Source organism: Paraburkholderia sp. RAU2J, assembly GCF_003634845.1.
GTDB lineage: Bacteria > Pseudomonadota > Gammaproteobacteria > Burkholderiales > Burkholderiaceae > Paraburkholderia > Paraburkholderia fynbosensis.
Genome location: NZ_RBXG01000001.1, coordinates 3,383,428 through 3,396,448 on the forward strand (window position 1 = coordinate 3,383,428; position 13,021 = coordinate 3,396,448).

Annotated in this window: 13 protein-coding genes and 1 tRNA gene; 8 read left to right on the forward strand and 6 right to left on the reverse strand. The window is 63.9% G+C overall.

Features of this window, described 5'->3' with window-relative positions; all coding sequences use genetic code 11:
* The first annotated feature begins 263 nt into the window (after positions 1 to 263).
* Together B0G69_RS15375 and B0G69_RS15380 are read left to right on the forward strand one after the other, a co-directional pair.
* The gene (locus B0G69_RS15375; RefSeq protein WP_121318265.1) at positions 264 to 1,409 is read left to right on the forward strand and encodes a glycerate kinase; all 1,146 of its coding nucleotides are present in this window, start codon (positions 264 to 266) and stop codon (positions 1,407 to 1,409) included.
* A gap of 63 nt (positions 1,410 to 1,472) precedes the next feature.
* Positions 1,473 to 1,925, forward strand: a complete 453-nt coding sequence (locus B0G69_RS15380; protein WP_121318267.1) for a MarR family transcriptional regulator — start codon at positions 1,473 to 1,475, stop codon at positions 1,923 to 1,925.
* 144 nt (positions 1,926 to 2,069) lie between these two features.
* Here B0G69_RS15380 and B0G69_RS15385 read toward each other — a convergent pair whose 3' ends face one another.
* Positions 2,070 to 3,548 carry a DUF3999 domain-containing protein gene (locus B0G69_RS15385; RefSeq protein WP_121318269.1) on the reverse strand — a complete coding sequence of 493 codons (1,479 nt, stop codon included), beginning with the start codon at positions 3,546 to 3,548 and terminating at the stop codon, positions 2,070 to 2,072.
* A 347-nt stretch (positions 3,549 to 3,895) separates the two neighbouring features.
* Between B0G69_RS15385 and B0G69_RS15390 the strand changes: the two genes are divergently transcribed.
* Complete coding sequence (locus B0G69_RS15390) at positions 3,896 to 4,183, forward strand: hypothetical protein (RefSeq protein ID WP_121318271.1); 288 nt, start codon at positions 3,896 to 3,898, stop codon at positions 4,181 to 4,183.
* A gap of 104 nt (positions 4,184 to 4,287) precedes the next feature.
* On the opposite strand, the gene B0G69_RS15395 is transcribed toward B0G69_RS15390, so the two are convergent.
* Positions 4,288 to 4,374, reverse strand: a tRNA-Leu gene (locus B0G69_RS15395).
* A 220-nt stretch (positions 4,375 to 4,594) separates the two neighbouring features.
* Between B0G69_RS15395 and B0G69_RS15400 the strand changes: the two genes are divergently transcribed.
* A complete protein-coding gene (locus B0G69_RS15400) occupies positions 4,595 to 5,419 on the forward strand; it encodes a squalene/phytoene synthase family protein (RefSeq protein ID WP_121318273.1) in 825 nt (274 codons plus the stop codon).
* 117 nt (positions 5,420 to 5,536) lie between these two features.
* On the opposite strand, the gene B0G69_RS15405 is transcribed toward B0G69_RS15400, so the two are convergent.
* Both B0G69_RS15405 and B0G69_RS41830 read right to left on the reverse strand, forming a co-directional pair.
* Positions 5,537 to 6,766: a DUF1501 domain-containing protein gene (locus B0G69_RS15405; protein ID WP_121318275.1), complete on the reverse strand. Its 1,230-nt coding sequence runs from the start codon at positions 6,764 to 6,766 to the stop codon at positions 5,537 to 5,539.
* A 762-nt stretch (positions 6,767 to 7,528) separates the two neighbouring features.
* Complete coding sequence (locus tag B0G69_RS41830) at positions 7,529 to 7,858, reverse strand: hypothetical protein (RefSeq protein ID WP_121318278.1); 330 nt, start codon at positions 7,856 to 7,858, stop codon at positions 7,529 to 7,531.
* Positions 7,859 to 8,096: 238 nt separating this feature from the next.
* On the opposite strand from B0G69_RS41830, the gene ompR reads away from it, so the two are divergent.
* From ompR to B0G69_RS15435, 4 genes are all read left to right on the forward strand, one after another.
* Positions 8,097 to 8,822 carry a two-component system response regulator OmpR gene (gene ompR, locus B0G69_RS15420; RefSeq protein ID WP_033379433.1) on the forward strand — a complete coding sequence of 242 codons (726 nt, stop codon included), beginning with the start codon at positions 8,097 to 8,099 and terminating at the stop codon, positions 8,820 to 8,822.
* A 44-nt stretch (positions 8,823 to 8,866) separates the two neighbouring features.
* Positions 8,867 to 10,216 carry an ATP-binding protein gene (locus tag B0G69_RS15425; RefSeq protein WP_121318282.1) on the forward strand — a complete coding sequence of 450 codons (1,350 nt, stop codon included), beginning with the start codon at positions 8,867 to 8,869 and terminating at the stop codon, positions 10,214 to 10,216.
* A gap of 185 nt (positions 10,217 to 10,401) precedes the next feature.
* A complete protein-coding gene (locus B0G69_RS15430) occupies positions 10,402 to 10,950 on the forward strand; it encodes a peroxiredoxin (RefSeq protein ID WP_121318284.1) in 549 nt (182 codons plus the stop codon).
* Positions 10,951 to 11,023: 73 nt separating this feature from the next.
* Positions 11,024 to 11,557, forward strand: coding sequence for a carboxymuconolactone decarboxylase family protein (locus tag B0G69_RS15435; RefSeq protein ID WP_121318286.1), 534 nt, complete (start codon positions 11,024 to 11,026; stop codon positions 11,555 to 11,557).
* A 111-nt stretch (positions 11,558 to 11,668) separates the two neighbouring features.
* Here B0G69_RS15435 and ispF read toward each other — a convergent pair whose 3' ends face one another.
* The gene (gene ispF / locus B0G69_RS15440) at positions 11,669 to 12,148 is read right to left on the reverse strand and encodes a 2-C-methyl-D-erythritol 2,4-cyclodiphosphate synthase (RefSeq protein WP_121318288.1); all 480 of its coding nucleotides are present in this window, start codon (positions 12,146 to 12,148) and stop codon (positions 11,669 to 11,671) included.
* A 43-nt stretch (positions 12,149 to 12,191) separates the two neighbouring features.
* The gene (gene ispD, locus B0G69_RS15445; RefSeq protein ID WP_121318290.1) at positions 12,192 to 12,905 is read right to left on the reverse strand and encodes a 2-C-methyl-D-erythritol 4-phosphate cytidylyltransferase; all 714 of its coding nucleotides are present in this window, start codon (positions 12,903 to 12,905) and stop codon (positions 12,192 to 12,194) included.
* Between the last annotated feature and the right edge of the window lie 116 nt (positions 12,906 to 13,021).

The window sequence follows — 13,021 nt, forward strand, 5'->3', positions numbered from 1 at the left end:
GGGCGGGTGGCCGCGTCGATTGCGAAGCTCCCGATTCGTCTCCAGAAAACGGTTCCGCTTCGCCGGCGTTGCGGCGTGCGGGCTGCCCGCGGCGACCGGCAACCATTGCGCACCCGGCGCGCCACGACGGACGATCCCCGCTATGCCTTTCGACATATTCAGTCGGCCCACCCATGCTGATAAGCTACTGAACGCGCTCGGGGCTGCATTCGTTTCATGTCATTTCCCCGCCTTCGCAACGATTCCAACCATTCAGAGACACCATGCCGAATTCGCCGTCCTCGCCCGTCGTCGTCATTGCCCCAGATTCCTTCAAAGGCTCGCTTAGCGCGGAGCAGGTCGCGCAGTCGATCGCATCCGGCATCCTGCGCGCTCGCCCCGACGCCAGCGTGCGCATCTGCCCGATGGCCGACGGCGGCGAAGGCACCCTCGACGCCATGCTCACGAGCGGCGGCGAGCGCCGCAAACTGAGCGTGCGCGGCGCGGCCGGTCCGCTGCGTGAAGCGCTGACGGGCCTGCTCGCGGATGGCAGCGCGATCATCGAGACGGCGGAAATCGTCGGCATTACCGATCCGGTCGGAATGGCTGTGCCGGTCGAAGCGCGCAGCACGCGGGGCATGGGCGAAGCCATTCGCGCGCTGCTCGACGCCGGTGTGCGGCGCTTTTTCGTCGCGCTCGGCGGCAGCAGTACCAACGACGGCGGCGCCGGCCTGCTGGCCGGCCTCGGCCTCAGACTCTTCGACGCGCAAGGCGACCAGCTCGAAGGCACGCCCGAACAATTGGCGCGCGTCGCGCGTCTCGACGTCTCGCAACTCGACGCCCGGCTCGCAGACACGCAGTTCATCGGCATGTCGGACGTGGATAACCCGCTCACCGGCGAGCATGGCGCGACAGCAGTCTTCGGTCCGCAAAAAGGCGTCAAGCCCGGCCAGGTTGCGTCGATCGACGCCGCCCTCGCCCATTTTGCCGACCTGCTCGAGGCCGCGCTCGGCCGCACGGCGCGCGATCAGCCCGGTGCGGGCGCGGCCGGCGGCCTCGGCTTCGCGCTGCATATGCTCGGCGCGCAGTTCGAGCCGGGCGCGGAAACGGTCGCGCGGCAGATCGGCCTCGATGCGGCGCTCGAAGGCGCAAACTGGCTGATTACCGGCGAAGGCCGTTCGGACGTGCAAACGCTGCACGGCAAAGCACCCTTTATTGCGTGCGGTCATGCCCGAGCGGCCGGCGTGCCTGCCACGCTGCTCTCCGGAGGGGTCGACTCCGCGGCGTTGCCTCGTCTCGCCGAATACTTCAGCGGTTGCTTCTCTCCTGCACCCGGACCGATCACGCTCGACGTCGCGATTCGCGATGCGGCACGCCTGCTCGCCGATGAGGCCGAACAACTGACGCGCCTCAAATACGGCTCGCGTTGACCGGCGGGACGGTTGCGGCAACAATCACTGCGCCGCGATCGCTCCACTCACCACGGGATCACCATGAAGGACTCCGCCAAAGCCGGGCTTGAACAGTTCCTCACGTATCGTCTGCACGTGCTGAACAAACTCGCGGAGCGTGGCATCAGCGAGCGTTATCAGGCGAAGCTCGGCGTGAGCTTGCCGGAAGCGCGGGTGATTGCATCGGTGGGTTCGTTCGGACCGTTTTCCATCATGGAACTGGCGAGGCATGCCAATCTCGACAAAAGCCAGGCGAGCCGCGCGGCCGAAGCGATGATCCGGCAAGGGCTCGTGCAGCGCCGGCCAAGTGCCGAAGACGGCCGCGTAGTGCTGGTGTCGCTGACACCGGAGGGCCGCGCGCTGTACAGGAAGGTGATGCCGATCGCGCGCAAGTGGAACGGCGATATGTTCGATTGCCTCGACGAGCGGGAAAAGGCCGCCTTCGGCGATGCGCTCGACAAACTCATCGAGACGATGATTGAGCGAGTGGTGTAAGCGGTGGGAGCGTGGACGAACGACGCGGGCTCTGCGCTGATCTTCCTCGCATACGGCTCGCTCTGCGCGGATTGATTCGCCGCAGCGTCCAACACTGCCCTGTTCGTTTGACTACGCGGCGGCCAACCCCATTCGCTCGCACCATCACCTTTTCTCGCGGTCCGGCCCGTCGCCGACCTTCGCACTGCCACCGATTCCCGCATCATTCACCGCGCCGCTTGTCACACCGGGTGCCGCGGGCAGATCAGCGGCCACTTCCCGTACGCGTGACTGCGCAATCCGCGCGAGCCACCATGCGATCATCCCGAGCGAACTCACGGCCAGCAGCAAAGCCAGCCACGACAGATAGCGGCGCGGCGCATCCGGCTCGCTGAGCACCGAGGAGCCTGCGCTCGTGCCTTGCGCCACAGGCGGCAGCACATCACCCAGGCGCGCGCTCGCCACGGTCGACGATGTGCCCGCCAGCAACTCGTCCCGCGCCACCGCCGCCGATGACGCAGCCGCGCTCCCCACCATCAGCACGAACGGTGCGGCTCCGCGCGCGGCAAAACTCAGCGTCGCCGGCTGCCAACCGGCAGCAACGGTCAAACTGCCGTTGCCCAATCCGCCATTGCGCGTATCGACTACCACCCGCCATTGGCGATCAGTGTCCGGCTTCAATTCGAGCGATGGATTGTTCTGCTCCACCGCGCCGTTGTGCAAGCGGAACAGCATCGCACTGGAGACCTCGCGCCAGGGCGCGTCCAGTCCCGCTCGCGAGTACACGACGGCAGGCGCCACCGTATTGGTCTGCGGCAGGGTGACGCGCAAACGGTCTACCGGGTACGGGCCGCCCGTCGTGAAGAAATACTCGCCGGCTCTCGGACCCGCTTGAGCGACGATGCCTTCGCGCCATTCGCGCTGTGCGTCGCCCCGTCGCGCCGGTCCGGCGATGCCCGTATGCACCTCCGCGTCCATCGACTCGACATACGGCACGCCATCGAGCCAGCGCAGTCGCAGGTAACGCGCGTGGGCGGCGTCCAGTTCGATGCGGTCCTGACTGAGCAGGCTGCCGTTGTAGTTGACCTTCAGCAGTTGCGCATTGCCCGCGGGTTGCCAGTGACGCAAATCGTCGCTCGACTCGATGCTCACGCGGCCCTGGTAGTTGTCGTCGCGCAGATGCACGCGCAGCGCGCCGATCTGCCCTGATCGCGGCGCGCGTCCGGTATCAATCAGGTCGACGTCATGCTGGGCGCGCGGCGGCGGCGGCGAGGTCGCGCGCAACGACCCATCGGCCGCCATCGCTACCCCGACTGGTGCGCCGTTGCCGCCTGCCGCGGCTGGCAGCACGGGAAACCAGCTCACGGCGCGCAGAGCCGGCGCAGGGCGTGCGGGTTCGCGCGGCGCGTCGAGCGAGTACGGCACCGCTTCGCCGGCGCCGTTGAATACGCGCACGTCGCCGAGGTCGCTGCGCTGGCTCGACGCATACACCCTCGCCGGCAGCATCACGCTGTAGTACGCGGCGCCGTCTTCGAGCTGGAGCGCGAAACGTTGCGCGAAATGGTCGGCTGCGGCTGCGGGTGGCGACATCCACGCAGCGGCGATTGCAAAGCACCAGGCCGTCAGTCTCAAAGCATGCTTCATTGTTCAGTTTCCGGAACCACTGCTTGGGAATGAAACGGGAATATAGCCAGATAGGTCAGACAGCGAAAGGAGACGACGATTGCCGTCGGAGCGCACCGCCAGCGAGGCAGAACGTCCGGCTAGCCGTCCACATGATCACGGTAATACGCAGACCATCGAGAATACCTAAACTGACGCCTGCGTGCGTCGAGATGATATCCACCGGCCTCGAACCAGCCGCCCACGCCGCGATACTGTACAGCCCGCGCGGCCATCCGGCCGAATTCGCGACAGCCCGCCAACCATGTCAAAATTCGGCACCGGCCACCGAGCCTTCACCCTCCCACTTTTCATCCAAGGAAGTTTCAGTGGACATCAACAAACAGGTCGCAGCCCTCACTGCCTCGGAACTCCAGACTGCCGGCGCGAGCCAGGCGACGGCGATCGCGGTCAGCGTACTGCTGCGTCATCTTCGCTCGCCCGAACTGGTCAAACTGTTGTCGTCGGCATTCGAAAACCATCAGGCGGTCATGCTGCAAACGCCGTGGCCGGATCAGATGCTGCAGGCTTTCGAATCGACCCGCCGTTTCCTCGAAGGCGCAGCGCAGGCGGACCTGCCGGGCGCGCAGGCGCAATCGGACACGCCGGGCGCCTGAGGCGATGGCGGGCAGGCTTTGCCCGATACGCGCGGCAGAATCAGGCCAGAAACAAAAAACCCCGTCAGTCCAACGACTTAACGGGGTTTTTCGCTACTGATAAGTGGTGCGAGGGAGGGGACTCGAACCCCTACACCCTTGCGGGCGTCAGGACCTAAACCTGGTGCGTCTACCAATTTCGCCACCCTCGCAGCCGGGCACACCGCCAAGCGTCCTGCCCGATGTCCTGCCTGCTCGCGGCCGCGCCAGAAACACGCGCCCGAAAGCGTAAGCGCGAGATTCTAACCGATTGATTCGCGCTTGTCTGCATCTGTCCGGTGTCTGTGGAAGCGGCGCCGATGCTAGAATTTCTGGCTTGACGCAGGCACGCCGTGCCCTTCTTCGCCTGCCCTTCCCCACATTCCCAATCCAGTGAATTTCGACGAATATTGCCAGCAGAAAGCGGCGCCGCCCGGATCGAGCACTTACTATGCGCTTCGGCAGGCGCCCACAGCAAGCCAGCCATTGTTGACGGCGCTGTTCGCATTGCGCCGCGAGTTCGAGGAAACGGTCAAGGAAACCAGCGATCCGACCATCGGCCGCACGAAGCTTGCATGGTGGCAAAACGAGATCGCCGCGCTCGCTTCGGGCTCGCCCTCCCACCCGGTTTCCAAGGCGCTGGCCGCCTATCTGCCCGACGTGAAGGGGGAATACCCAGCGCTCCAGGCGTTGCTCGCCGGTTTCGAAATCGATCTCGACCAGGCGCGTTACCTCGACTATCCGAATCTGCGACGCTATATGCAAAGCGTCGGGGGCACCTTTGCGTCGCTGGTGGCACGCGCGACGGCGAAGGACGCCGCGCAGGCACCGGCCTGGGCGGCGCCGCTCGGCGAGGCGCTCACGCTCGCGCAGTTCGTCGCCGAAACGGGCAATGACGCGCGGCAAGGCCGCATCTATATTCCAATCGACGAAATGCAGCGCTTCAACGTCACCGCCGCCGATCTGATCAACCGGAAATACACCGACGCGTTCACCGAGCTGATGCGTTTCGAAACCGGCCGCGCGCGCGCCACGCTGCAAACCGCGCTCGCCGCCGTGCCCGCGCACGAGCGCCGCGCGCAGCGCACGCTGCTCGCATTGGTGGCGCTGGCGTCGGCCCTGCTGGATGAAATCGAACGCGACGGTTATCACGTTCTGCATCAACGCATCGCGTTGACGCCGATCCGCAAACTGTGGATCGCGTGGCGCGCGAAATAGAAGCGACGGGCCGACGCAGCACGGTGCGCTGCCCGGTGCTGTTTGGCTCCGCTTCGCGCAACTGAGCTGCTCAGGCGATCAGTCATCGAAAGCATCGCCATCGCGCTCGATTCACCATCAAACGTTCAATAGCGGCAACGGCTCGAACCGCTGTTGCAAAATCGCCGATGCATCGAGCCCCCACCAGGGTCCCAGCACGGTTGCATAGAGCCGCCGAAAATCGACGCCCAGCGGCAAATTGCCGTTGCCGTCAAGCCGTGCGAGAGTGGGCGGCATGCCGTACAAGCCGCCCCGCACACGTCCGCCCATCACGAAATGCGGTGCGACGGTGCCGTGCTCGGTGCCCCTGCTCTCATTCTCTCGCGGACGACGCCCGAACTCGGCATAAGTCATCACCAGGGTGCTGTCCCAGCGGCCGAGTTCGACGAGCGCCGATTTCATCGCGGACACCCCTTCCCCGAGTTGCCTGAGCAAGGCGGTCTGCTGAGTGGGTTGGTTCTGGTGCGTATCGAAACCACTCAGCGTCAGGCGGATGACGGCGACGCCCTGGCTGCTTTTTGTCGAGCCGCGCGCGGTGCTCGCAAAGGACAGTGCATTCGGCGCATCGCGAGTGGCCAACATTTGCATGGCCGCTCTGATCGAACTACCGAATGCGCCGTCGGAAAACACGGTCTTCAATTGCGCATGACCCTGCGCGGGGCGCGCGCGATAGGCGGCTTTCAGGGTGCTGTTCGCGACGTTGTTGTGAAGACTCGTCGGCGGCGACACCAGCGTCGTGGGCCACGTCATGTCGACGAACTGAGCCGGATTGGCCACGCAGAGAGCACGTGCGCCGTGCGCGAGCGGTCCCATTTCGGCGCTGCCGATCACCACGCCATCTGCGGCAAAGCCGGCGGGCACCGGCATCTGCGCAAACGCGCGTGTCAACCAGCCTTCGCGCAGATACTGGTCGGAGCGCGACGCGGTGTCCCAGATTTCGCTCGATCGGAAATGCGAGACGTTCGGCTGCGCATAGCCGACGCCCTGCACGATTGCCAGCTGCCGGCTGCGCCAAAGCGGAAGCAGCGGCCGCAACGAAGGATGCAGCGCGGTATGCTCATCGAGTTGAATCGCCTGCTCGCGCTTGATCCCGATGTTCCTGCGCAGCGCGTAATAAGTGGGATCGGCATACGGAATCACGGTATTCAATCCGTCGTTGCCGCCTTTCAGCTCGATCAGGATCAGGAGGTTGTCGTACCCGCGGCTTTGGGACATGCCAGCCGCCATCGCCTGCGCGCCGAACGAACGCGGCCACCAGAGCGTCGCGCCGGTGGCTGCGCCGATCGACAGAAAGCTGCGTCGTTTCATTGTTACCCTCGTGCTATTGCTATGGCGCGGGTCTTGTCTGCGTCGACGTGTCCAGCGAGGCACAGCAGTCGAATGGATCGTGATCGCGCCGACTCGCGTGAGCGGCAGGACCATGCGCTGCAACGACGGTGAATCTGCAACACCCGAGTTCGCCATCGGCGTAGTGATGCAAGGCGAAGCGAAGCTCGCGACATCAAAGCGTACGCCACCTTGACCGGCTCGCGCCATGTGCGTTCCAACGACTGCTGTTGCTGCATCGTGGACGACGCATCGTTCGCCCGCGAACTTCGAATATCTACGACCCGATGAGCCTGAACGCTGCGGGCGAAGTCCTTACTTGAGCTTGCGCTGGCAATGGGCGGTGTCATCTAGCCGCCTCGGCATCCCGGCACAATAGCCTGCTCTGCTACGCAGGCTGGCCTTTCCCGAACCTCGGCGTGAAACGGTTATTTGAGAGGAGCATTGACAGTGTGTTCGTCGGCTCCCACACACAAGCTGCGCGTAACGTTTCGTCACGCCGAGCACATGCAGGCTGCCATTCGACATGCTGATCATCGGCGTTCGCGACTGCGCCCAGCCCGGCGAAGCCTCAGCAGCATCCTGGTTGACGAACACAAGAAACGTTTTCGCGCAGGCGCACGCAGATCGCTCCACGCTGCTCAACAGCCGAGGAGATGCGATTTGATCAACGGGAAGCACAACGAGATCCTTTCACGCGGCGAGGCTGCGCGCCCTACGTGCCGCGAGCGGGCACGAAAAAAGCTACCGCTTGTAGAGTTCGCGCACAGCATCTTCGATGTGCTGACGCAATAGGCGCCGTTCGTCGGGCGTCATATGGCCATCGCGACGACGTTGATCAAGATCGGGGGGAACCGCAGTGCGCAACATGATGTCTGACGCGGGGCGATCGGCATTGGGGCTGTTGCGGCGGCTGGTCCGCGAGTTGCCGGGCCGGGGCGCGTGCACACTCGCAGCTCTGTCGGCGGAAGGCTGGGCATGGGCGAGCGTTGGTCCCAGTGAGCCTGCAAGCGTACCGGCTACCGCCAGTGCAATGACGCTCAGGCGCACATTTGGCCAAACCCCTCCCTTCATGTTGTTCCCTTCGTGGCGCGGCAACCGGCTACCTCAAATGCGTATACAGACCCCGGTAACGAGCCGGGTACGAGAGTTGTGGTCGAGTGAAGTATCCACCGAACAGCCGCATTGAGTAAAGGAGTCTACCTGCCCGAGCTTTACGTCGTGCCACAGTGCGGGTAAATTTTGTAACTGACTGTAACCCCGTAAACGATGCAACCGCGCACCACTTTCTAATCGCGCTAAGATGCCGACCATGGAAACCAAAAACCCTTCGAAAATCCTCGTCGTCGATGACGATCCACGTCTGCGCGATCTGCTGCGCCGCTATCTGGGCGAACAGGGCTTCAATGTCTACGTCGCCGAGAACGCGCCGTCGATGAACAAGCTCTGGGTGCGTGAGCGCTTCGATCTGCTGGTGCTCGATCTGATGCTGCCCGGCGAGGACGGCCTGTCGATCTGCCGCCGCCTGCGCGGCAGCAACGACCGTACGCCGATCATCATGCTGACGGCCAAGGGTGAAGACGTCGATCGCATCGTCGGCCTCGAAATGGGCGCTGACGACTATCTGCCCAAGCCGTTCAATCCGCGCGAACTGGTCGCGCGCATTCACGCGGTGCTGCGCCGCCAGTCGCCCTCGGAATTGCCGGGCGCGCCGTCCGAAACGACCGAAGTGTTCGAGTTCGGCGAGTTCGCGCTGAATCTCGCCACCCGCACACTCACCAAGGCCGGCCAGGAAATTCCACTGACCACGGGCGAGTTCTCGGTGCTCAAGGTGTTCGCGCGTCATCCGCGCCAGCCGCTCTCGCGTGAAAAGCTGATGGAACTCGCGCGCGGCCGTGAATACGAAGTCTTCGACCGCAGTCTCGACGTGCAAATCTCGCGTCTGCGCAAGCTGATCGAACCCGATCCGGGCAGCCCGCGTTTCATCCAGACCGTCTGGGGTCTGGGCTACGTCTTCATTCCCGACGGTGCGGCCTGAGTTTGCTTCAGTTTCCTGTCTCTGATTTCAGATAAGAAGGGCCCATGCGGATCGACCGGCGCCTCCTGACGCTCGCGTTCGGCGGCCTTTTCTGGCGGACCTTCCTGTTGATCGCGCTGTTGATCGCAGTCAGTCTCGCCGCGTGGTTCCAGAGCTTTCGCGTGATCGAACGCGAGCCGCGCGCGCAGCGCGTGGCGTTGCAGCTCGTCGCGATCGTCAAGCTCACGCGCACCGCACTCCTCTATTCCGATCCCGACCTGCGGCGCGCGCTGCTGCAGGACCTGGAAAGCAATGAAGGGGTGCGCGTGTACCCGCGCGAAGCTACCGACAAATACAAACTCCAGCCCGACGAATCGCTGAACCGCCTGATCGAACACGACATCCGCGGGCGTCTCGGCGACGACACCGTCATCGCGCAAAGCGTGAACGATATCAACGGCGTGTGGATCAGCTTCAAGATCGACGACGACGACTACTGGGTCGCGCTCGACCGCGATCAGCTCGACAACGCGACCGGTCTGCAATGGGCCGGCTGGGGCGTGTTCGCGCTGGCGCTGTCGCTGTTCGGCGCGGCCTTCATCACGAGTCTCGTGAACCGGCCGTTCGCCCGGCTCGCGATGGCCGCGCGCAAAGTCGGCTCGGGTCAGTCGCCTGAGCCGCTGCCCGAGCGCGGCATGGGCGTGGCCGCCGAAACCAATCGCAGTTTCAACCAGATGGTGCAGGACCTCGAACAGCTCGAAGCCGATCGCGCGCTGATGCTCGCGGGCATCTCACACGATCTGCGCACGCCGCTCGCGCGGCTGCGGCTCGAAACCGAAATGAGCCCGTCGGACCAGAGCACGAAAGACGCGATGGTCGACGACATCGAACAGATGGACATGATCATCGGCCGCTTCCTCGATTACGCGCGCCCTGTGCAGCGCGTGCCCGAGCCGGTCGACCTGTCCGTGATCGCCAGCGAACTGGCTGCGCGCATGCAGAGCGAGGACAGCATGCGCCTGATCACGCGGCTCGCGCCGTCGGCGGTGATCGAAGCCGATGAAACCGACATGCGGCGCGTGGTCGGCAATCTGCTGGAGAACGCGCGCAAGTACGGCCTGAGCGACGGCGACGGCGTCCCGCACGTGATTCTGGAGACGCGGGTGTCGCATTCGCGGGTCGAGCTGTCGGTGGTCGACGAAGGCCCCGGCATTCCGGAAGACCAGTTGGCGCTTGTCACCCGGCCGTTCTACCGGGTGAATTCGGCGCGCACCCAGGCCAACGGCACTGGCCTCGGCATGGCGATCGTTCAGCGCCTTGTGGGTCGCTATCGCGGTGCGCTGCGCTTACGCAATCGCACGCCAGGGCCCGGTCTCGAAGTCACGATCGAGTTTCCGCTCGCCAAAGGCGTCTGAACGGAAACGGGCGCCGCCTTCTCTGCAACGCTGCTGACGCGTTGAATAATAACTATCCAGTCCGGTAGAAAAAACTATCAAGCCCATATTTTTATAGAAATATAGTGGGACGGTGTAACGCGCTCGTTGCAACGAGTCGCTAGCCTCAACACGCTGTTTTTTCCAACCCACGAAGGAGCACTCGCATGAAAACCGTTGGCGATAAAATCGAAGCGTTCACCGTCACCGCTGCCAGGCCGGGCTTCAATCACCATGAAGAAAACGGCGCGTCGGCGTTCGAAGACATCACGGAGCAGTCGTTCCCGGGCAAGTGGAAAATCATCTATTTCTACCCGAAAGATTTCACGTTCGTGTGTCCGACGGAGATCGCCGAGTTCGGCAAATTCGCCGGCGATTTCGAAGAGCGCGACGCAGTGTTGATGGGCGGCAGCGTCGACAACGAATTCGTGAAACTGGCATGGCGCCGCGAACACAAGGACCTGAACAAGCTGAACCACTATTCGTTCGGCGACGTGAAGGGCGAACTGATCGACCAGCTCGGCGTGCGCGACAAGGAAGCCGGCGTCGCGTTGCGCGCCACCTTCATCGTCGATCCGGACAATACGATTCAGCACGTGTCGGTGAACAACCTGAACGTCGGCCGCAATCCGGAAGAAGTGCTGCGTCTTCTCGACGGCTTGCAAACCGATGAACTGTGTCCTTGCAACCGCGCAGTCGGCGGTGCAACGCTTTAAGCCGTGCCATCAAAAACCCGCCAGCCTCGAAGAGGCAGCGGGTTTTTTTATCGACAATCCGATAGGAGATGCCATGGAATTCCTGGCTTCGATCAAGGCACGCGTGCCCGACTACGCGAAGGACATCCGGCTGAATCTCGACGGGACGATTGCCCGCTCGTCGCTCGAAGGCAACGACGCGGTCGGCGTCGCGCTGGCGGCGGCATTTGCCGCCAAAAGCACGGTGATCGTCGACGCGATTCGCCATGCCGGCGTGTTGTCGCCGGAAGAAACCCAGGGCGCGTTGACGGCCGCCGCGCTGATGGGCATGAACAACGTCTGGTACCCGTACGTCGAGATGGTGGAGAGCTCGGATATCAAATCGCAACCGGCGCAGTTACGGATGAACGCTTACGCGTCGCATGGCGGCGTGGACAAGCGGCGTTTCGAGATGTATGCGTTGGCGGCGTCGATCATCGGCAAATGCCATTTTTGCGTGAAGTCGCACTTCGATACGCTGGTCGCCGAGGGCATGAGTTCCACGCAATTGCGCGACGTGGGCCGCATTGCGGCGGTGATCAACGCGGCTGCGCAGTGCATTGCCGCCGAGGGCGCAGAGGGCAAATAGCGGATCGACCGCGCGCCGCGCGGCTATGGCCGCCACGCGCGCATCATGTAATCGGATGGCCTGGGTAGCCTTCGTACGTTCGCCCGCCTGCACGAAGGCCGTTCACGCGAATCAGCTCTTCACCAGCAGCGCGACGGCTTGCGCTTCAATCCCCTCGCCTCTGCCGAGATAGCCGAGCTTCTCGTTGGTCTTCGCCTTGACATTGACCCGTTCGACCGGCAGGCCGAGATCGGCGGCGATGTTCGCGCGCATTCCTTCAATATGAGGCGCCAGCTTCGGCGCCTGAGCGACCACGCTGCTATCCACGTTGGCAATCGCAAATCCCGCCGCCCTCACGCGCGCGACGCACTCGCGCAACAGCACGCGGCTGTCCGCGCCGGCGAACTTCGCGTCGGTGTCAGAGAAATGGCGGCCGATATCGCCCAGCGCGGCAGCGCCGAACAGCGCGTCGGTAATGGCATGCAGCAGCACGTCCGCGTCCGAATGGCCGAGCAGCCCGCGCTCATAAGGAATCGTCACGCCGCCGATAATCAACGGACGCCCCGGCACCAGCGCATGCACGTCGTACCCTTGCCCAATTCTCAAATCCATATGCGTCAAGTCCTCAAAGTCCGCCAGCTAAAATTGAAATTCATCACGAAGCCGCAGGCCGGCTCAGAATCGCCTCGGCCAGATCGAAATCTTCCGGATAAGTCACCTTGAAGTTTCGCAAGCTGCCTTGCACGAGCTTTGGCGCATGTCCGAGCCATTCGATCGCGCTCGCTTCGTCGGTGAGATCGTGACCGTCGGCCTGCGCGCGCAGGATCGCTTCACGCAACATGCCGATGCGGAACATCTGCGGCGTCTGCGCCTGCCACAAGCCCTCGCGCGCTTCAGTGCGGGCGATGCGGCCATCGGCGGACGCAGCGTCGATCCGTTTTAGCGTATCGGCCACCGGCAACGCCATGATGCCGCCCACCGGGTCGTCCTTCAGCGAGCCGATCAGCGTGCGGATCAGCGCGGGCGTGATGCCCGGGCGCGCCGCATCGTGCACCAGCACCCAGTCGTCGTCGCGCGCGCCGAACTCGGCGAGCGCATGCAGGCCGTTCAGCACCGACGCCTGGCGCGACGCCCCGCCCGAGCGGCGCACCGCGAAGCGCAAGCCGCCGAAGCGGCGAGCGTCGAAGTGCTGGTCGTCGGGCGCAATCACGACCAGGGTTTGCGCAAATTCGCTGCACGCGTCGAACGCGGCGAGCGAGTAATGCAACATGTCGCGACCGGCGACAGTGCGATATTGTTTGGGCATCGCGGCGCCGGAACGGCTGCCGGTGCCTGCGCACGGAATCAGGGCAAATAGACGGGAAGTCACGAGTGCGGATGCCGCGAGGTCAAAGTAAAGGACGGATTTTATAATAGGTGCTTCGCATCCACGCCCCGAGGCGCGTAAACTTGGCCGTCCGTGTGAGCCCGAGGCCGCTTTCTCTC

What these genes read in the sequence shown, in the direction of transcription:
- B0G69_RS15375 (WP_121318265.1), top strand. Translation starts at nt 264, where the DNA reads ATGCCGAATTCGCCGTCCTCGCCCGTCGTCGTCATTGCCCCAGATTCC.
- B0G69_RS15380 (WP_121318267.1), top strand. Translation starts at nt 1,473, where the DNA reads ATGAAGGACTCCGCCAAAGCCGGGCTTGAACAGTTCCTCACGTATCGT.
- B0G69_RS15385 (WP_121318269.1), bottom strand. Translation starts at nt 3,548, where the DNA reads ATGAAGCATGCTTTGAGACTGACGGCCTGGTGCTTTGCAATCGCCGCT.
- B0G69_RS15405 (WP_121318275.1), bottom strand. Translation starts at nt 6,766, where the DNA reads ATGAAACGACGCAGCTTTCTGTCGATCGGCGCAGCCACCGGCGCGACG.
- B0G69_RS41830 (WP_121318278.1), bottom strand. Translation starts at nt 7,858, where the DNA reads ATGAAGGGAGGGGTTTGGCCAAATGTGCGCCTGAGCGTCATTGCACTG.
- ompR (WP_033379433.1), top strand. Translation starts at nt 8,097, where the DNA reads ATGGAAACCAAAAACCCTTCGAAAATCCTCGTCGTCGATGACGATCCA.
- B0G69_RS15425 (WP_121318282.1), top strand. Translation starts at nt 8,867, where the DNA reads ATGCGGATCGACCGGCGCCTCCTGACGCTCGCGTTCGGCGGCCTTTTC.
- B0G69_RS15430 (WP_121318284.1), top strand. Translation starts at nt 10,402, where the DNA reads ATGAAAACCGTTGGCGATAAAATCGAAGCGTTCACCGTCACCGCTGCC.
- B0G69_RS15435 (WP_121318286.1), top strand. Translation starts at nt 11,024, where the DNA reads ATGGAATTCCTGGCTTCGATCAAGGCACGCGTGCCCGACTACGCGAAG.
- ispF (WP_121318288.1), bottom strand. Translation starts at nt 12,148, where the DNA reads ATGGATTTGAGAATTGGGCAAGGGTACGACGTGCATGCGCTGGTGCCG.